At 63.1% G+C, this 19,874-nt stretch carries 12 protein-coding genes; 1 reads left to right on the forward strand and 11 read right to left on the reverse strand.

Going from position 1 to position 19,874, the window contains the following annotated elements; all coding sequences use genetic code 11:
* Window positions 1-538, forward strand: a 538-nt coding sequence (locus tag A11A3_RS15165; RefSeq protein ID WP_157375764.1) for a tyrosine-type recombinase/integrase, incomplete at its 5' end; no start/stop codon positions are given.
* A gap of 54 nt (window positions 539-592) precedes the next feature.
* On the opposite strand, the gene gcvPB is transcribed toward A11A3_RS15165, so the two are convergent.
* The 11 genes from gcvPB to A11A3_RS15215 form a co-directional block, all read right to left on the reverse strand.
* Window positions 593-2,059: an aminomethyl-transferring glycine dehydrogenase subunit GcvPB gene (gcvPB, locus tag A11A3_RS15170; protein WP_008930212.1), complete on the reverse strand. Its 1,467-nt coding sequence runs from the start codon at window positions 2,057-2,059 to the stop codon at window positions 593-595.
* The gene (gene gcvPA / locus A11A3_RS15175) at window positions 2,056-3,429 is read right to left on the reverse strand and encodes an aminomethyl-transferring glycine dehydrogenase subunit GcvPA (protein ID WP_008930213.1); all 1,374 of its coding nucleotides are present in this window, start codon (window positions 3,427-3,429) and stop codon (window positions 2,056-2,058) included. The genes gcvPB and gcvPA overlap by 4 nt, the downstream gene beginning before the upstream one ends.
* Before the next feature lie 98 nt (window positions 3,430-3,527).
* The gene (gene gcvH, locus A11A3_RS15180) at window positions 3,528-3,914 is read right to left on the reverse strand and encodes a glycine cleavage system protein GcvH (RefSeq protein ID WP_008930214.1); all 387 of its coding nucleotides are present in this window, start codon (window positions 3,912-3,914) and stop codon (window positions 3,528-3,530) included.
* 172 nt (window positions 3,915-4,086) lie between these two features.
* Window positions 4,087-5,166 carry a glycine cleavage system aminomethyltransferase GcvT gene (gene gcvT / locus A11A3_RS15185; RefSeq protein ID WP_008930215.1) on the reverse strand — a complete coding sequence of 360 codons (1,080 nt, stop codon included), beginning with the start codon at window positions 5,164-5,166 and terminating at the stop codon, window positions 4,087-4,089.
* Between the two features lie 187 nt (window positions 5,167-5,353).
* Window positions 5,354-8,581, reverse strand: coding sequence for an Ig-like domain-containing domain (locus A11A3_RS15190; protein WP_008930216.1), 3,228 nt, complete (start codon window positions 8,579-8,581; stop codon window positions 5,354-5,356).
* Between the two features lie 11 nt (window positions 8,582-8,592).
* Entirely contained in the window at window positions 8,593-9,951 is a 1,359-nt protein-coding gene (locus A11A3_RS15195; protein WP_008930217.1) for an OmpP1/FadL family transporter, read from the reverse strand.
* 283 nt (window positions 9,952-10,234) lie between these two features.
* Entirely contained in the window at window positions 10,235-13,321 is a 3,087-nt protein-coding gene (locus A11A3_RS15200; protein WP_008930218.1) for an Ig-like domain-containing domain, read from the reverse strand.
* A 10-nt stretch (window positions 13,322-13,331) separates the two neighbouring features.
* Window positions 13,332-14,687: an OmpP1/FadL family transporter gene (locus tag A11A3_RS15205; protein ID WP_008930219.1), complete on the reverse strand. Its 1,356-nt coding sequence runs from the start codon at window positions 14,685-14,687 to the stop codon at window positions 13,332-13,334.
* A 342-nt stretch (window positions 14,688-15,029) separates the two neighbouring features.
* Window positions 15,030-16,142, reverse strand: coding sequence for an OmpP1/FadL family transporter (locus A11A3_RS15210; RefSeq protein WP_306377546.1), 1,113 nt, complete (start codon window positions 16,140-16,142; stop codon window positions 15,030-15,032).
* 3 nt (window positions 16,143-16,145) lie between these two features.
* The gene (locus A11A3_RS18205; RefSeq protein ID WP_306377548.1) at window positions 16,146-16,388 is read right to left on the reverse strand and encodes a hypothetical protein; all 243 of its coding nucleotides are present in this window, start codon (window positions 16,386-16,388) and stop codon (window positions 16,146-16,148) included.
* 88 nt (window positions 16,389-16,476) lie between these two features.
* A complete protein-coding gene (locus A11A3_RS15215) occupies window positions 16,477-19,761 on the reverse strand; it encodes an Ig-like domain-containing domain (protein WP_157375766.1) in 3,285 nt (1,094 codons plus the stop codon).
* Window positions 19,762-19,874: the final 113 nt, after the last annotated feature.

Genomic DNA, 19,874 nt, shown 5'->3' on the forward strand with positions numbered 1-19,874 from the left:
GCACGCTTCAGGCCACGCTGAGCATGTAAGGGGTTTTTCAGAGGTTCCCAAGGACAGAACGACCTTGTTGCCTGATAGTTTGACAGCACCACTGGAATTGCAAATCGATACGGCACTGGCCATGCACCGGCAGGATATGGCTGATGGGCTTGGGGAGGTGTATATGCCCTTTGCCCTGGCCCGCAAGTATCCGGGGCAGGCTCGCTCACCGGCCTGGCAGTATGTGTTCCCTGCCTCGCAACTCTCTGTTGATCCTCGCGCCACCCATGACGACAACAGCCCGGTGCGGCGGCGTCACCATGTGCTGGATCGTACGGTTCAACGGGCGATTATGCTGGCCATGCGCAAGGCGCAGATTCACAAGCACGGCAACAGCCATACCTTGCGGCACAGTTTTGCCACCCGGTTGCTTGAGAACGGTTATGACATTCGCACGATCCAGAAGCTGCTGGGTCATGCCGATGTGAAAACCACCGAAATTTATACCCATGTGGTGAAGAAAGGGGGCTTCGGGGTGAGGAGTCCGGTGGATATGTGAGGAGCGACGGCGGAGATCGGCCTGCGCCGATTTCCGCCCTACCGTGCGACGGAGTTATTCGCTCCAGGTCAGGTCCAGTTCGCGGGCGGCCTTGACGTCGTCCAGGCGGCGTACCGGCTGGGTGAACGGGGCTTCCTTGACGGTTTCCGGCTGGTTGCGGGCTTCGTCGAGGATGGCAGCCATGGCATCGACGAACGCGTCCAGCGCTTCTTTGGTTTCCGTTTCGGTGGGCTCGATCAGGAAACACTCGGGCACCAGCAGCGGGAAGTAGGTGGTCGGTGCATGCTGGTTGTAGTCCAGCAGGCGCTTGGCGATATCCATGGCGGTAACGCCCCACTCTTTGGCTTCTTTCGCGAAGGTGAGGATGAACTCGTGGCTGGCGCGGCGTTCCGGGTAGGCGGCGGTACAGCCCACGGCTTCCAGTCGCTTGAGCAGGTAGTTGGCCGCCAGGGTGGAATATTCGCCCACGCGAATCATGCCTTCGCGGCCCAGGGAGCGGGCGTAGAAGTAGGCACGCAGCAGCACGCCGGCGTTGCCCATGAAGGCGCTCATGTGACCGATGCTGGTGGTCAGGGTGTCGGTGTCCACCCAGTGGTAGCTGCCGTCATCGCGCTGGCCGGCCATGGGCGTGGGCAGGTAGGGCAGCAGACGCTCGGACACACCCACCGGGCCGGCACCGGGGCCGCCGCCGCCGTGGGGGGTGGCGAAGGTCTTGTGCAGGTTCATGTGGATCACGTCGAAGCCCATGTCGCCCGGGCGCACCTTGCCGAGGATGGCGTTCAGGTTGGCGCCATCGTAGTAGAGCAGGCCGCCGGCTTCGTGGACGGTTTTGGCGATGGCTTCGATCTGCCGTTCGAACACGCCGCAGGTGCTGGGGTTGGTCATCATCAGGCCAGCGGTCTGCGGGCCGCAGGCTTGCTTGAGCGCCTCCAGGTCCACGTCGCCGTCTTTGCCCACCGGCACTTCACGGACCTTGTAGCCGCACATGACGGCGGTGGCCGGGTTGGTGCCGTGGGCGGCTTCCGGGATCAGGATCTCGGTGCGCGCGTCATCGCCACGGGCCTCGTGGTAGGCGCGGATCATGGCGACGCCGGCGAACTCGCCCTGGGCACCGGCCATGGGCGCCAGCGACACGCCTTTCATGCCGGTCACTTCCTTGAGGAAGTTCTGCAGCTCGAACATGCAGCTGAGGAAACCCTGGCTGTGGCTTTCCGGCGCCAACGGGTGGCGGTTGAGAAAGCCCGGCAGCATGGCGGCCCGGTTGGCGCCGCGCGGGTTGTATTTCATGGTGCAGGAACCGAGCGGGTAGAACTGCTTGTCGATGGCGAAGTTCTTGCTCGACAGGTTGGTGTAGTGACGCACCACCTGCAGCTCGGACACTTCCGGCAGGCCGGGTTTCTGCTTGCGACGCAGGTGCGCGGGGATGGCGCTGAGCTTGTCGTCGGCCACCGGTTTCGGGGCCTGGGAGACTGCGCTGCGGCCGGGTTGTGACAGTTGGAAGATCAGTTGGGTCTCGCTCATGCCAGCACCTCCTTGAGAGCAGCGGCAAACAGGTCCAGATCAGCGTCGCTATGCACTTCGGTGGCGTTCACCAGGATGGCGTTCTCTAACTTGGGTGAAACCATACCGTAGTCGTTGGCCAGGCTGACGCCGCCCAGCACGTCTTTCTCGGCCAGGGCCGCTAGCACCTGGTTCGCCGGTTTCGGCAGCGTCAGCACCACTTCGTGGAAGGTCGGCGCACTGAAGGCCCGCTCGACGCCGTCGATGGCGGTGAGCTTGTCGGCCAGTGCCTGGGTGTTGGCGTGGCAATGGCCGGCCACGCTGGCCAGACCATCGGGCCCCAGCAGGGAGGTGTAGATAGTGGCGGCGGTCATGGCCAGGCCCTGGTTGGTACAGATGTTACTGGTGGCCTTGGAACGGCGAATGTGCTGTTCACGGGCCTGCAGGGTCAGGGTGAAGCCCTGCTTGCCCTCCAGGTCCACGGTGCGGCCGATGATACGGCCGGGCATTTGCCGCACGTGCTTTTGTTTGCAGCACATGAAGCCGAAATAGGGGCCACCGGAGGACAGCGGCACACCCAGCGGCTGGCCTTCGCCGACCACAATATCCGCGCCCTGAGTACCCCACTCGCCCGGCGGTGTCAGCAGCGCCAGGGAGGTCGGGTTGACCACGGCGATCACCAGCATGCCACTGGCGTGGGCCCAGTCGGTCAGTGCATCCACCTCTTCCAGGCTGCCGAAGTAGTTGGGTTGGCTGATGACCAGGGCGGCGTAGTCCTGGCCTTCAAAGCCTTGCAGGGCATCCAGCGGGGTCTGGCCGCTGGCGACATCGAAGTCGACCCGTTGCAGCGCCACGTTCTGGTTTTCGACGATGGCGTTGGTGGCTGCGGTGTAGCGCGGGTTCAGGGCGTTGGGCACCAGCACCTTGCGCGACTTGCTCTTGCGGTTGGCACGCAGGCTCATCAGCACCGCTTCGGCCAGGCCGGAGGCGCCGTCGTAGACCGAGGCGTTGCTCACATCCATGGCGGTAAGCCGGGTCATCAGGGTCTGGAATTCATAGATCACCTGCAGGGTGCCCTGGCTGGCTTCTGCCTGGTAGGGAGTATAGGCGGTGTAGAACTCGCCACGGGTGGCAATCTCCCATACCGCCGCCGGGATGTGGTGCTGGTAGGCACCGGCACCGATGAAGCTGACCGCGCCGGCGTCCTGGGCGGCGCGGTCGTTCATCAGCCGGGTCACTTCCATTTCGCTGAGGCCCTCGGGCAGGGCGTCGAGCTTGCCGGCGGCTTTCAGGTGCGCGGGGATCTCATCGAACAGGTCTTCGATGCTGTCGGCGCCAATGGCGTCGAGCATGGCGCGCACGTCATCGGGGGTATGGGGGATGTAAGGCATTGGGCTACCTGGATAGGTTGGGTGTCAAACTACAGCATTGCTACATAGCACCGCAGGAGCGGCGCTTGCGCCGCTCCTACAGATATCAATAGCGAGGATTATTCGCTGTCGATCTGCGCCTGGTACTGGTCGGCGGTGAGCAGGCTGTCCAGCTCGCTCTCGTCGGACAACTGGATCTTGAACAGCCAGCCGCCCTCGTAGGGCGCGTTGTTGACCAGCTCGGGCTCGTCTTCCAGCGCCTCGTTGATGGCGACCACTTCACCGGAAACCGGCGCGTAGATATCGGAGGCGGCCTTGACGGATTCGACCACGCCGGCCTCGTCACCGGCGGCAACCACCTGGCCCACTTCCGGCAGCTCCACATACACCAGGTCACCCATGGCGTCCTGGGCATGCTCGGTAATGCCCACGGTCACGGTGCCATCGTCGTTCTTGGCCCATTCGTGGCTGCTGGCATAACGCAGCTCGGCAGGAATCTCGCTCATTGTTGTCTCTCCTCAAGAGTCGCTTGCACGCCGCATGCTCCACGCATGCACGCTGAAATATTCAATGTGTTTTCGTAGGAGCTTGCTTGCAAGCGAATTCACCCGAGGGTATCGCGAGCAGGTTCGCTTGCAAGCAAGCTCCTACAACAGGTTTCAATAACCGTTGTGGACCTTACAGTTCTTTGTAGACCGCCTCGCCGTTACGCACGAAGGGCGCGCGGACCACCTGCGCCGGTTGGCGCTTGTTGCGGATTTCCACATCCACCTTGCCGGTGGTGCCCGCCGGCAGCCGTGCCAGGGCAATGGATTTGCCCAGCGTCGGCGAGAAGGTCCCGCTGGTGATCTCGCCCTGCTCGCCGTTGGGCAGCAGCACGGTCTGGTGGGCGCGCAGTACGCCCTTGCCTTCCAGCACCAGGCCGAACTGTTCGGCGTGGCCGTTTTCCTTCTGGTTGATCAGCGGCTGGCGGCCGATGAATTCCCGGTCGTTGAGCACCACGGTCCAGCCCATGTTGGCTTCCCAGGGGGTGATGCTCTGGTCCATGTCGTTGCCGTACAGGTTCATGCCGGCTTCCAGGCGCAGGGTATCGCGGGCGCCCAGGCCCGCCGGTGCCACACCGGCCTCCAGCAGCTGGCCCCACAGGGCCACGGCATCGTCACCGGGCAGCATGATTTCCACGCCGTCTTCGCCGGTGTAGCCGGTACGGGCAATCATCCAGTCGCCGTCTTCACCGAAGGCAAAGACACGCAGGCCCTGCACAATCTCGGCACGCTTGCCGCCCAGCAGGCCGGCCACGATGTCACGGGCCTGGGGGCCCTGCACCGCCAGCATGGCGATTTCCGGGCGCTCGTGGATATCCACGGCAAACCCGCCGGCATGCTTTTCCATCCAGTCCAGGTCGGTCTCACGGGTGGCGCAATTTACCACCAGACGGTAGTCATTGTCCCGTTTGTAGACGATCAGGTCGTCGATCACACCACCGCTGTCGTTGAGCATGCCGGTGTAGAGCGCGCGGCCCGGATCGATGCGATCCACGTCGTTGGCCAGCAGCTGGCGCAGGTAGTCCCGGGCGCCGGCGCCGGCGATATCCACCACCGTCATGTGGGAGACATCGAACACCCCGGCCTTGCTGCGCACCGCGTGGTGCTCCTCGATCTGGGAGCCGTAGTTGATCGGCATGTCCCAGCCGCCGAAATCCACCATCTTGCCGTTGGCGGCCAGGTGGGCGTCGTATAACGCTGTGCGATGACCCATAACAACACCAGTTCTCAAATGAGAGGCAATTATATCGGCCCCGGGCCGGGCCTCATAGGCTGGCGGCATGGACAGGCATGACCGGGCGGTTTTGGCGCCGGCTTATTGAGGGAAAAGGCGATAAAAAAAGCCCCGGCAAGGCCGGGGCGGGAGAGCGACGCGCCGTGGCCGGCGCATTACTGCTTTCTTATTGCTGAATGGACACGCTCTGGTAGCTCAGGTTGATGCCACCCGGCGGGATCTGCAGGGTCACCTTGCCGCCACTGAGGCCGCCCAGGGTGATATCCAGATCCACGTTGAGCGCTTCCTGGCTCTGCAGCCCGATGAACAGCCGGCCGTCGGGCAGGAAGTCCAGCGGCCCTTGCAGGTGCACGTTGGGAATCGGCAGGCTCTTGACGTTGTGGTCCAGGCCCAGCGGCAGGCTCAACGCCGGCGCATCGAACAGCAGGTCGAAGGTGAGATCGAACACCGGGCCATCCGGGGTGGAGATGATGTAGCCCACCGGCGGCTGGTCACGGTTGCCCTGATCGTCCAGGTTGTAGCGCACGCGCATGATGTTGGGGCCGGTGGCGGTGTCGATGGGCACCAGGCCGATGTTGCCGGAGATACCCAGCGCATCGGTGCTCAGGCCCAACTGCGCGGCCACATCCCCCAGGGTCTGCAGGGTGCTGTCGAGCAGGCCACCGAGGATCGGCACCGAACCCAGCGAGGTGCTGCCATCGGAGGGGTCGATATCCAGGCCGATGGCGGCGGTGGCGTCCAGGTTGGTCAGTGCCACCTGGGTGGGATAGATCACCACGGGCACTCCGCCCTGGGTATCGTCGTAGTCCTGGACCTCGGTGTTCAGATCACCGGCCACGTACAGGAACTTCTTGCGATCACAGGGCTGGCGGGAGCCGTCCACCGGGTTGCTGAACCCGCAACCGGTATTGGCGTAGGCCACCAGGCCTTCACCGCCGGTACCCCGGGGCTGGATCATGGTGGCGTTGGCCGGCGTATCCAGCGGATCGATCACGGTGTCGTCGGTAAAACCGTTTTCATCGGAGAACGGGTCCTCGCCACTGTCGATCTGGAAGTTGTTGTTCACGTCGGCGCTGGGCAGGTTGCTCAGTTCCTGGAACACGGTATCAATGGCCGGGGCGCCGTGGAACAAAATCACCATGTCCGGGCCGCCTTCCTGCATGCCGGGCAATTGCAGCAACGCAGTCTGCAGCGGCAGCTCGTCCTCGGAGCACATGGCATCCGCCGGGCAGCCGGTGCCGCCACCGTTGGACTTGAGGGTATAGCGGTACAGGTCGCCCTCCACCCAGGTGGTCTTGGGCGTAAAGGTCAGCGAACGGGGCCCGACTTTCAGGTCACCATCCACCGCTTCCCAGCTGCCGTTGTTGTCGTGCTCGACAATAAAGGAGCTGCCCAGCGCAATGCTGTCGGCCTTCATGTTCTGGGAGAACCGCACACGGATGGGCCGGTTGGCAGGCATATCCACGATCGGCAGCTCATCCACCACCACCTGCTCGCTTTGCGGCGAGGAGGACAGGCACACGCCCTGGGTGTTGGCATCCAGCTCGGCCTGGGTGGCATCACTGCTGGCGCAGGGGAAGCCCGGGTAGACCGTCATGGCGAAGGGGCCGCGACGCACGTCGGTGCCGCCGTCATCGTCCAGGGCCACCGGCATGGTGAAGGTCAGGCTGTTGTCCCCTTCCAGAGTATCGAGCATTTGCAGCGGGTTACCGGCCAGATCCGTGATCGCCGGGGTGGTGGTCACCGCATAGGTGGCGCCATGCTCCACCGGGCTGTCCGGACGAATCACCAGGGCGTTACCGTTGAGCTCCCAGGTGAAGGGGTCCATGACGCCGTTCTTGGTCAGGTTCAGGGAGCCACCGGGAACAATGGTTTCCGGGTCCAGCGCTTCATTGAAATGAATGACGATGGGCTCGCCGGGCACCATGCGGTCGGCCACGTTGCCGGGCTGCCAGGAGAGTTCCGGGCCGTTGTCGCCATCCAGTACCGGCACGAACGGGTTCTCCGCATCCACCGCCTGGCTGGGCGCATTGACCTGGTCCAGGTAGGACTCCATGTGGAAGCTGAGCAGGCCATAGCTGTTTTCCACCCCCAGTACGCGCGGTTCCACCACGGTAATGGCGTCGGCCTGCAGCACGCCGTCGATGATCTGCGCCTTGCCGATCAGCTCCAGGTGCATGAGGTTCTGGGTGAAGGCACCGTTGGCCCGGGCATCGGCGGTGCTGGTGGACACATCCATGAACAGACGCAGGTTCTTGGGGGCGTTGTCGCTGGGCGAGTTGGGGTTGGGGAACAGGTAGCCGGTGGCGTCGGATACTATCTGCACGGTCACCTTGCCGGAGTCGAAGCCCACCGGCACCTTACCGCCGATGAACACCTCCAGGGCATCCCCCACCAGCATGCCACCGCGCTTGATGCGCAGCGGCGTCACATCCGGGAAGCTGGGGCCATAGCCCAGTTCGCCGTAGATGTCGCCGGACTGCTTGGACACGGTCTGGTCCTGCAGCAGGGTGCCGATCACCGGCACGCAGTTGATCGCCTTGCCAGTCAGTTCGGAAACACTGGTGCCGGTGGGGTTCTTGCAGTCATCCGCCGGCGGCGCATTGGTCACCAGCACGGCACGCTCGCCGGTGGGCGAGGCGGTATCCAGCGGTGTCATGCTATGGCTGAAAGCGGCGATGCTGCCGCCGAAGGTGCTCTTGACGCCATTTACGGTCAGCTCGTAGCTGTCACCGGGGGTCAGGTCCTCGTCCGGGTCCACGGTGATCTGGGTGCGGCCCACCAGCAACAACGCCGGCACCAGCTCACCGTCGTGCATCAGCTTGATGGTGTCGCCGTAGGTGGCGGTGGTGCGGTCGATGGGCTGGGTGGTCTGCAGCCGGAAGGTGGAAAAATCCATGGTCTTGAAGGTCTGGTCATCCGGGAACATGGACGCCACTTCAAAACTGTCGCTGCTCTTCTGTTGGGTCACCGAGCCCATGCCCTGCAGGGCTGCACGGGTGGTGAAGTTGAGGGTGCCATCGGCAAAGGTGACGGCTTCCCCCTCCACGGTGACACCGTTCATCACTACCTTGTAGTCGCTATCCGGGGCCAACGCCTGTTTGGGGGTCAGCACCACGCCCTTGCCATCGCCGACCCGGGCCAGGTCGAAATCCACGTCGCCATCCGGGCCGGTGAAACTGAAGTTGTCGGCGCTGGCCACCACTTCATGGCTGAACTGCAGCGCGATGGGCGCGCGCGGCGCCACATTGGTCTGATTATCCAGCGGATAGGTGTAGTAGAGCGCACGGGGATTGAACGTCGGCGTATCGAGGCTGACGCTGCCTTTGTCTGCCCCGCAGGCCGCCAGCACGGAGGCGGCGGCCAGGGTCAGCCATACTTTGTTATTTTCCATGGTGCACCTCATTAAAACTTGATGGTGACAGCACCGGAGAAGACATTGGCTTCGCCATCAGCGGTCACAACTTCATAGGGGTTGGTGACACCCGGACGGGTGGTGGTCAGCTCGAAATCACGCTTGTCGAGCTTCTGGAACTGGTAGCCGAAATCCAGACGCAGCGGGTAGGCCAGGATCGGCGGGTTCTGGATGATCCAGGAACCGCCCACACCAAAGATCGCCTTGTCGCTGTCCAGGTAGTTCACGTCCGGGGTCTGGATACTTTCCAGCGGGCTTTCCTGCCAGGCGGCACCGGCGGTGAGAATGATGCTCTTGTTGACCTTCCACTCGGCGCCGATGCGCGGCACCACGATGTTCTTCAGCTCCACGTTGGCCTGGTCCTTGATGGTGTCCTTGGCCAGTTTTTCTTCCAGGTCCTGCCAGTTCTGTTGCTCCACGGCCAGCGCCACGCGGAAGTTGTCACTGAAGTGGTAAAGCAGGCCAGCGCTGAAGATATCCGGCTGGTAGGAATCCAGGGTATCGATCAGCAGGGTGATACCCGGGCTCGGCACGGTGCCGGGGATGGTGATGTTGGATTCCACCGAGGTGCGCGCCTGGGTATGGCCACGGAAGGCAATGGCGGTTTCCAGGTCACCAAGGATGCCACAGCCATCATTGTGGCCACAGAACACCTTGCCCCACTCGAAGTTCATGGACAGCACCGGGCGAATCACCGGCTTGGCGGCCACATTGAGTTTTTCGTACTGGGTGTTGCCGGCCAGGTCGGCGCTGGCTACCAGGGTCGCCTGGGAGCGCAGGGAAATATGCGCCGAGGCCCCGGCGGTGATGCCGTTCATCAATTCGGTACCGCCACCCAGGTTGAGGAACAGGGGCTGACGACCGTAATTGAAGAACTGCCCTTCTTCGGCGGTGGTGGATTTGAAGGCCAGCATTTCTTCACCGAACTTTTCCACGCCGGCGATGATGGCGAAGTAAAGCGGGTGATCGAATTTGGTGATGTTGGTCAGGTCGGTTTTCAGGGCGATGATCTGTTGCTGGGACGGCGTGTCATTGAGCACGTCGCCATCGCGAATCACCGGCGCGGCGCCGCCGTTGGGGTTGCCCTGGCTGGTGGCGCGCAGTTCCTGCTCACCGTGCAGCAGGCCAATAGTCAACTCGCCACGGGAATCGCGGGTCAGGTAGGCCGGGTTATAGTACAGGGCCGATGCCTGGGTATTGAACAGGGAAAGGGCCTGGGCGGAGGCCACATCTGTCGGCAACAGCCCGTAAGTGCTTGCCGTGTTGCCCATGGCCGCCAGGGCCGGGGTCGATAGGGTGGAAGCCAGCAAGGCGGCAGCCCCCCAACGGGACAGAGTCTTCAGTGTCATAGCGCTTTCTCCGGCGTTTTTTATTCGCGTTTTGCCCATCTTCGTTATCAACGGCAGGCAGTTAAGGAGACGTGAACGCTGCAAGCGCGGCCACTGCCCCCCTGTGTATACGCAATAAGTAAAACAAAACCGGCGTGCCAAGCCCGTTTGAAAAAGGTTGGGAATAGTTGAAATACGGTAGGAAGCGAGTGCGGGACGTTACGGAATGTTGTGCAATTGTTGCCCGACGGGCATGAAACGGTAAGGCAGAAAAGCGCCGGCCCCTGGGGGGCCGGCGGTGGGATCAGTGTTTGACGGGCGTGGAGACGTAGTTGAGGTTCACGCCACCATTGGGAATCGCCAGCGTCATGTTGGCGGCCCCAATACCGATCAGAGACAGGTTGACCTTGATGCTGTCCGGCGCTTCCACGTTGACCAGACCGATCTGCAGACGGCCATCATCCAGGAAGGTCACCGGCCCGGACAGCTTGAGGGTCAGCGGGTAGCTGTACAGATCATGGTTCAACGTCAGCCCCAGGGCCTTGGGCTCCAGGTACGGGGCGGACAGGTACAGATCCAGTGTGGTCTCGAATATCGGCCCGTCATCGCCGTTGCGAATCCAGCCGGTGACCGGCTGGGTGCGGTTGCCGCTACCGTCTTTCTGGTAACGCACCCGCATGACCTGCGGCCCGGTGGGGATGGTCTGCTCGCCGAGAAGCAGAATGTTCGCATAGACATCCACCGAGGTGGTTTCCAGCAGGGTGGGATAGATATTCACCTGCACCGCGTCTTCATCCGCGTCATAGCCGAGGATCTGGGTATCCAGCGCCCCGGTCACGTAGATGAACTTGTTGCCGGGGCAATCACCACCACTGGTGGAACAGCCCACCCGTGCACCGAGCAGCAGGCCGCCGGTGTCCTGCACCTGCAGCTTGGCCGCGTTGGGGGCCACCAGGTAACCACCGGCATTATCCGGGTCCGCTGGCGCCTGGGGTTCGCTGGCCTGGTGCACGAAGTCGGCGTTGACGTCATAGGCCGGCAGGTTGCGCAACTGCTGGAAAACCTGCTGGCTGGCCGGCGCGCCCTGGAAGTAGATTTCCATGTTGGGCCCGCCCTGCCCGCCTTCCGGCGCTTCCAGTACGGCGGTCTGCAGGGCCTTGTCACCCACGGCGCACAGCGCGGCGCCGCTGCGGCAATCCGCGGCATCAAAGTCGTTGTTCTCGGACATCAGCACATAGCGGTACCAGCCGTTGTTGCTGTCCCAGGGGTGCTTGGGCGTGAACACCAGGGTGCGGCCCCGGTATTCCAGCTTGCCCGCCACCGCGTCCCCGCAGGTGTATTTTTTCTTGCCGTCTTCGGTGATGTAGTCCGGCTTGCCGTCCTGGTCCGCGTCGGCCAGTTTTTCCACCCGGAAGCTGCCGCTGTCACAGCTGGTGCCCAGCTTGATGCTGCCCGGCTCCATGACCTGGGAAAACTGCACGCGGATGCTGCGGTTGGCCGGCATCGGCATGACCGGCAGATGATCATCATCGGATTCGCCGCCCCGGCAGATGCCGTGGTCGCCGTTGCCGATATCCCAGCTGCTCTTGTCGAAGGCACAGGGGAAACCCGGATAGGCGGTGGTGACGATGGCCTCGTGGTTACCGGCGTAGTCGGGCATGGCGAAGTTCAGCGTCTGCGGCATGGCCGGGTTACCGGCCAGGTCGGTAATGCCATCGGTGAACTGCACCTGGTAATCGGTGCCGTAGGCCAGCGGGCTTTGCGGCTTGATCACCACGGACACGCCATCCATGTACCAGTCAAACGGCACATCCACGCCGCCATCGGTGAGGCGCAGGGTGTCGCCGGGCACCACGGTATCGTTGGCCAGCGGCTCACTGAAATTGAGAATCACCGGGTCACCGGGGCGCATCTTGTCGCTCTGCTCGCCGGGCATCCAGGCGGCCAGCGACGGGCTGGTCTGGTCCTCGGGTTGCATCGGTGCACTTTGCTGGTCCGGATAGGATTCCATATGGAAGCTCAGCACCCCATAGGCAGTTTCCGCACCCAGCACCTTGGGTTCCACCACGCCGATGGCGTCCACCACCAGACTGCCCTTTTCGGTGTCAGTGATGGCGGTACCCACCAGCTCCACCTGCAGCAGGTTCTGGTTGAAGGCACCGTTGGCGCGCGGGTCCTTGGTGTCAAAGGCCACATCGATGGTCAGATGCAGCTGCTTGGGAGCGTTGGGGTCATCACTGTAGGGATTGGGCAGCAGGTAACCGGTGGCATCGGACAGGAAGGACACGGTCACTTCACCGGAATCGAAACCGGCATCCACATGCCCGCCCACCAGCACCGCCAGCGGATCCCCTTTCAGCAGCGAGCCCTTGGGAATGCGCAGCGGCGTCACGTCCGGGTAATGGGGCGCAAAGGCCAGCTGGGCATAGACGTCACCGGACTGGCGCGACACGGTGGTGTCACCAAGCAGTTTGGCGATTACCGGCACACAGTTCACGGCCTGCCCGGTCAGTTTGGAGGTGCTGCCGGCGGAGGGCTCGGTGCAGCTGTCCGCCGGGGCGGCCTGCTGGACCAGGGTGGCGCGGGGCGTGGTATCGCGGGCCACCCACTGCTGCTGGTAGCCACCGCTGAGCGCATCGTCATTGATACCGCGCACCGCGCCGGTCATTTTCAGGGTGTAGCCGGTGCCCGGCTGCAGATCTGCCTTGGGGTCGATCACCACGGCACTGCCCTGCACCAGCAGGGTGGCCGGCACGGTCTCGCCGTTGGCGGACTCCAGCTCCACGGAGGCACCGTTGTCGGTGTCACCGTAGGTCAGCGAATCGGCTTTCAGGTTCTGATTGAAACGCACCTGAATGGTGGAGAAATCCACAAACGGCAGGGTGCTGCCATCCGGGGTGACCGCTTCCACCGCCAGGTCCTGGGCCAGCACCTGCTGATCCAGGGCGCCGCCATCAGCCAGCCGGGTACGGAAACTCAGGCTGCCATTGGGGAAACTCGGCGACCCCTTGTCGGTGTCGATATCGTTGAGCACCAGCGAATAGGTGGTGCCGGTCTTGAGCAGGCCGGCATCGGTATTGAGCACGATGCTCTTGCCGCCATCCACGCTCTGCGGGTCCGCCAGCGCCACGGTGTCGACACTGTCACTGCTGTCACAGCGCTCGGCCCCGCTGGCACACTGATAAAGGGTGAAGTTGCTGGCATCCACGCTGATCGGCATGGAAAAACGCACCACGATCGGCGTGCGCGGCGACACCGCCACCTGCCCGTCGTAGGGGTAGCTGTAGTACACATCGGCGCGCTGCCAGTCGAAGCTGACATCCTGTTCGCTGCCACCGCAAGCGGCCAGGGCAGCGGCGGTCAGGGCAACCAGCACATGTCGGAGTGTCATGGTCGGCCTCCTAGAATTTCAGGGTGATGGAACCGGAGAAGACGTGAACATCGCCATCCGCCTCCACGGTTTCAAAGGGCTGCGGGTAAACCGGCGAGTTGCTCGCATACAGGTCGAACTTGCGCGGCTGCAGTTTCTGGTACTGATAGGCGAAGTCAAAGCGGACCGGGTAAGCAAGAATCTTCGGATTCTTGTAGCGAGCGGTGAGGCCAAGACCGACGATCCATTTGTCGGTATCCAGATAGTTCACATCCAGTGAGGCGTTGGATTCTAACGGCGATTCGCTGTAAGCCACACCCCCGGTCACCATAAAGGTATTATTTATCCGATATTCGGCGCCGACACGGGGAATCACGATGTCCTTGAACTTGAGCGTGCCCACGTCACTGGTGACCGCCTGGTCCTTGATGGTGTCACGACGGAACTCGTCTTCCAGGTCGGACCATTGCTGCATTTCCACACTGGCCCCCACACGAAAGCGCTGTTTGCCGTACAGCACACCGGCGCTGTAGATGTTGGGCTGGTAGGAATCCAGTGTGGTCACCGCCAGGGTCAGGCCCGGGCTGCTGATCACCCCGGGAATGGTGGTATTGGCATCCACCGTGGTGCTGGTGTTGGAGTAACCGCGGAAGGCCAGCGCCGTTTCCAGGCCGCTGTACCAGCAATCCCCGTCCGGACAGAAGCTTTCACCCCAGTCCATGTTGAGGCCCAGAATCGGACGGATGGACGGCTTGGCGGAGACGTCCAGTTGTTCGTACCGGGTATTGCCGGCCAGATCCGTGGTGGCCTTCAGGGACGCGGTGGATTGCAGGGTAATACGCGCCGAGGCGCCCGCATCCAGGCCCCGCCACAGCTGGGTGGCACCGCCCAGATTGAGGAACAGGGGCTGGCGGCCATATTCGAAGTACTGCCCTTCCTGGGAGGTGGCAGACTGGAAGGCCAGCATTTCCTCGCCGTATTTTTCCACCCCCAGCATAAAGCCCAGGTAGAGCGGATGGTCGTACTGGGTCAGGGAGGTCAGGTCGGTCTTCATGCCGAGCAGCACATGCTGGGAGGGGGAATCCTGCAGCACATCGCCATTGCGCACCGGCGGCGCCGCGCCGCCCTGACTGCTGACGCGCAGTTCGTGCTCGGCGTGCATCAGGCCCATGGTCAGCTCACCACGGTCGTCCCGGGTCAGATACGCCGGGTTGTAATAGGTCGCCGATACCTGGGGGTTGAACAGGGAAAGCGCCTGGGCGGACGCCACATCGGAAGGCAACACCCCATAGGTGGTACCGATATTACCCATGCTGGCCTGGGCGGCAGAGCCTGCCACACCCAGGGCCACCGCCAGGGCAGCCGGGAGCGCGTGTTTGATCAACATGAAGAATTCTCCATCACAAGCGCTCGCCGGGGGGAGGGAAATAACGAGCGCGATTTTGTTTTTATTGGCTACTTAAGCTCACCAATTTGCATAATTGTACCAACAAAAAAGACACAAATCGCGACTATCGTGCCAATAATTACAAATTAGAAACATTCTTAACCTAAAAAAACAAAATGGCGGTTTTTCAGTAAGTTAGCCGTATAAAAATGCCATGTAGTGATGCTATTTGCGTATATAAGAGACGCACGAAATAACCGGTTGTTATTATTTTTTGTGATTGGCGGCCACACTCCCGTTGGGACATCGGGAGTGTGGCACGGCCGGATATGACAACGGGCGTCAGAACTTGATGGTCACCGCGCCGGAGAAAACACTGGCTTCGCCGTCGGCGGTGACCACTTCATAGGGATTGGTGATGCCCGGGCGGGTGGTGGTCAGCTCGAAATCGCGCTTGTCGAGCTTCTGGAACTGGTAGCCGAAATCCAGACGCATGGGATAGGCGAGAATCGGCGGGTTATGAATAATCCAGGAGCCGCCCACCCCGACAATGGTCTTGTCGCTGTCCAGGTAGTTCACGTCCGGGGTCTGGATACTTTCCAGCGGGCTTTCCTGCCAGGCGGCACCGGCGGTGAGCGTAATGCTGTCGTTAACCTTCCACTCGGCGCCAATGCGCGGCACCACGATGTTCTTCAGCTCCACGTTGGCCTGGTCCTTGATGGTGTCGCGGTCGAGCTTGTCTTCCAGGTCCTGCCAGTTCTGCTGCTCCAGGGCCAGCGCCACGCGCACGTTGTCACTGAAATGATAGAGCAGCCCGGCGCTGTAGATATCCGGCTGGTAGGAATCCAGGGTATCGATCAGCAGGGTGATGCCGGGGCTCGGCACGGTGCCGGGAATGGTGATGTTGGATTCCACCGAGGTGCGCGCCTGGGTATGGCCGCGGAAGGCAAAGGCGGTTTCCAGATCACCGAGGATGCCGCAGCCGTCATTGTGGCCACAGAACACCTTGCCCCATTCGAAGTTGACCGACAGCACCGGGCGAATCACCGGTTTGGCGGTCACGTTGAGGCGCTCGTACTGGGTGTTGCCGGCCAGGTCGGCGCTGGCCACCAGGGTGGCATCGGAGCGCAGGGAAATATGAGCCGAGGCGCCACCGGTGATGCCATTGGCCAGCTCGGTACCGCCGCCCAGATTGAGAAACAGCGGCTGGCGACCATAGTTGAAGAACTGCCCTTCTTCGGCGGTGCCCGACTTGAAGGCCAGCATTTCCTCGCCGAACTTTTCCACCCCGGCGATGAAGGCGAAATAGAGCGGGTGATCAAACTGGGTGATATCGGTGAGGTCTGTCTTCATGGCGATCAACACCTGCTGGGACGGCGTGTCGTTGAGCACATCGCCATCACGGACCACCGGCGACCCACCACCGTTGGGGTTGCCCTGGCTGGTGGCACGCAACTCCTACTCGCCATGCAGTAGCCCGACGGTCAGCTCGCCACGGGAATCGCGGGTCAGGTAGGCCGGGTTGTAGTACAGGGCCGATGCCCGGGTATTGAAAAGTGACAGGCCCTGGGCGGAGGCCACATCCGCTGGCAGCAGGCCATAGGTACTGGCGGTATTGCCCATGGCGGCGAAGGCCGGCACGGACAGCGACGAGACCAGCAGGCCGGCAGCGGCCCGGCGGCACCAGTGGGGGATCATCATAATGCGTCTCCAGTTTTTTATGCCGCGGGCCGGCCCGGGGGAAGGCCGACCTGCGGTTTTATGGTTTGCCCGGGGATACGGGCCTCACTCAGGGTTTGATCGGTTTGCTGATGTAGTTGAGTACGGTCTTGCCGGCGGGAATGCGCATGTGGATGGCATCCGGCCCTTCCACCAGGTCCGCCACCAGGCCACCCAGATAGACATCGATGGGCAGCGCCACGGTGCTGATCTGGCTGATCTGCAGGCGTCCGTCATCCAGGAAGTGCACCTGGCCGGTCAGGTCCAGGGTCAGCGGGTAGCTGTGCAGGTTGTGGGTGAACACCTGGGCATTGCCGCTGACCACCGCCACCGGCTCCAGCTTGGGGGCATCCAGATAGAGGTTCAGGCGGGTCACGAACTGTGGGCCACCATCCCCGTCAATAATCCAGCCCTTCACCCGGCCATCGTCATCGGCCCCGCAGGGGGTGGCCGCCGACGGGTTGGCATCGCAGCTGTAGCGGATGCGCATCAACTGCGGGCCGGTGGGCGCCGGCAACACCGCGTTGGTCAACGCCTTGGCCACCTCGGTGAGAATCGGGTAGACCGTGGTGCCGCTGGTGACAATACGGCTGGGGTTGATATAGGCCAGCACCCCGCCGCCCTCTTTGACCGCCTGCGGAATCAGCGGGTCATCCCCGAAGCGCTCCGCCACCTGGTCCTTGCTCAGGTAGCCGGCGATATCGGCACCGAGATTGCCGGTAATGAAAAGATACTGGCGATCCGGGCATGGCGACGACGGCATATCCTGATAGAGATAGCCGTACAGATTTTCCAGCGCCGGGAAGGTCGACAGGTCCGGCACCAGATAGTCCTGGCTGGGGCAACCGATATCGATGTCCTTGATCAGCTGCCCTTCCGCGGACGGGTTGCCCTTGGCCAGCATGGCACTGTTTTTCTCGGCGCTGTCGGTCTGCGACGGCAGTGCCTCGCCATCATCGAGCTGCAGGTTGGCATTCACATCGGCACTGGGCAGGTTGCGCAGCGCCTGCAGCACATCGCCGCTGGCCGGCTCGGCACGGAAATAAATCACCAGGGACTCACCGCCCTGCTGCGGCTCGGGGAAATCCGCCGCCTGTTGATACAGCAGCCGGGTCTGCAACGGCAGGCCACGGGTATCACACAGGGCGTCACCGCCGCAGTCCGGGTTGGCCGGCACGGAATGCAGGGTGTAACGGTAGAGGTGGCCGGGCTGCAGCGCCTGATCCGGGGTAAAGGTGAGCGCACGGCCACTGACCTGGCGCTGGCCGGGCAGCGGGCCGCCCTGCGGGTTGCCATCACTGTCCACTTCCTCCAGCACCACGGTGTCCGCCGTCACCGAGGACGGCGCCATCACCTGGGAGAAGGTCACCGCAATGCTGCGATTCACCGGCAGACGGCCCAGCGGCAGATGGTCATCTTCCACCGGAGCGGCGGCGCCATCCGGGCTGCTGCCACTGCCATCGCGACCGCCCAGACAACGGCCGGCATCATTGGCGTCCAGCTCCCGATCCACGGTGTTGCAGGGAAACCCCGGGTAGCTGGTCAGCACCAGCGGCGCGCGCGGCGTGTCGCCGCCGAAATCGGGCAGCTGGAATGACAGGGTCTCGCCCATGGCGCCGTTGCCGGCGATATCGGTGATGGTATCGGTGAACTGCACCTGGTAGGCGGTGCCGTAGGCCAGCGGCTGAGCCGGTTGCAGCACCAGGGCAGCGCCATCCACCCGCCAGTCGAAGTCCACCGTCGAACCGCCGGCGCTGAGCCGCAGGTTATTGCCGGCGACAATGCTGTCCGCATCCAGCGGTTCGCTGAAATTGAGCACCACCGGGTCGCCGGGTCGCTGCATCAGGGCCTGCTCGCCGGGCTGCCAGCTGCGCAGTTGCGGGTGCGTCATGTCCATCGGCTGGCTCGGCGCGCTCTGCTGATCCGGGTAGGACTCCATATGGAAGCTGAGCACCCCGTAGGCGGTTTCCACGCCCAGCACCTCCGGCTCCACCACGCCCACGGCGTCGGCCACCAGACTGCCCTTGTCGGTGTCGGCAATGGCCGTACCCACCAGCTCCACCTGCAGCAGCTGCTGGGTAAAGGCGCCGTTGGCGCGCGGGTCCTGGGTATCGAAGGCCACATCGATGCTCAGACGCAGCTGGCGGGGCGCATCCGGGTCATCCGTGTAGGGGTTGGGAATCAGGTAACCGGTGGCGTCGGACAGAAAGGTCACGGTGACCTTGCCGGAATCAAAGCCGGCATCCACCTGACCGCCAATCATGACCTTGAGCGCATCGCCCTTGAGCAGCGAGCCGCGCGGAATGCGCAGCGGCGTCACCTCGGGAAAATGCGGCGCGAAGGCCAGCTGGGCGAACACATCGCCAGACTGGCGCGATACCGTGGTATCGCCCAGCAGCCGGGCGATCACCGGCACGCAGTTGATCGCCTGGCCGGTGAGCATGGAGGTGCTTTGCGCTGACGGCTGGTCACAGTCATTGGCGGCGGCGGCCTGCTGAACCATGACCGAGCGGGGCCGGGTATCCTTCGCCACCCAGTGTTTTTCAAAGGGGCTGTCGAGCCCGTCACCGCCGATACCCTGCAGGGCCGTGGTGATGGCCAGGGTGTAATCGGCTCCCGGGGTCAGGTCCGTATCAGGATCAATCACCAGGGCACTGCCCTGCATGCGCACCGAGGCCGGCACCAGTTGGCCATCATGACGAAGACTGACACTGTCGCCATAACGCACCGTGCTCGACGCCAGCGGTTGATTGAAGCGCACGCTGACGGTGGAAAAGTCCACCAGCGGCTGGTCGTCACCGGCTGGCATCACCTGGCTGACCGCCAGCGCCGGCTGCGGCAGGCGCTCACTGAGCGGCCCCTTGCGCGCCACCCGGGTGCGGAAGGCCAGGCTGCCCTGGGGCAGGCTGATGGTATCGCCATCGATATCCAGATCGTTGAAAACCAGCGAATAGGTGGTGCCGGTCTTTAGCGAGCCGTCCGCCGGGGCCAGCACCAGCCCCCTGCCCTCGCCGGTGCTCTGCGGGGCCGCCAGCGCCACCGTGCCCACCTTGCTGTCGGCATCGCAACGGCTGGCCTGGGGCGCACACTGGTAAAGGCGATAGTGGTCCGGGTCGGCACTGACCGCGCCGGAAAACCGCAACACTACCGGCGCATGCGGCGAGACCGCCTGCTGACCATCATAGGGGTAACTGTAATAGAGCGAGGCGGGGCCACTGCCATCGAAGGAGGTGGAGCCGGCATCACCGCCACAGGCGGCCAGCAGGCCGGCCATCAGACTCAGACACAGGGCTCGCCCTGCGGACATCCCTGGCAGGGAAACGCCCATCACGCCGGGCGCGTTTCTTGTTGGCATTTGCTTCTCCGTAAACAAATCGGCGCCGCCGGCATAACAGGGAAATCGACGGCGGCGGGCCATCAGCGGATATGCAAACTACCAACATAAAGAAATGAAAGAACGACAGAAAA

Origin of the sequence: Alcanivorax hongdengensis A-11-3 (assembly GCF_000300995.1) — a bacterium.
Taxonomy (GTDB): domain Bacteria; phylum Pseudomonadota; class Gammaproteobacteria; order Pseudomonadales; family Alcanivoracaceae; genus Alcanivorax; species Alcanivorax hongdengensis.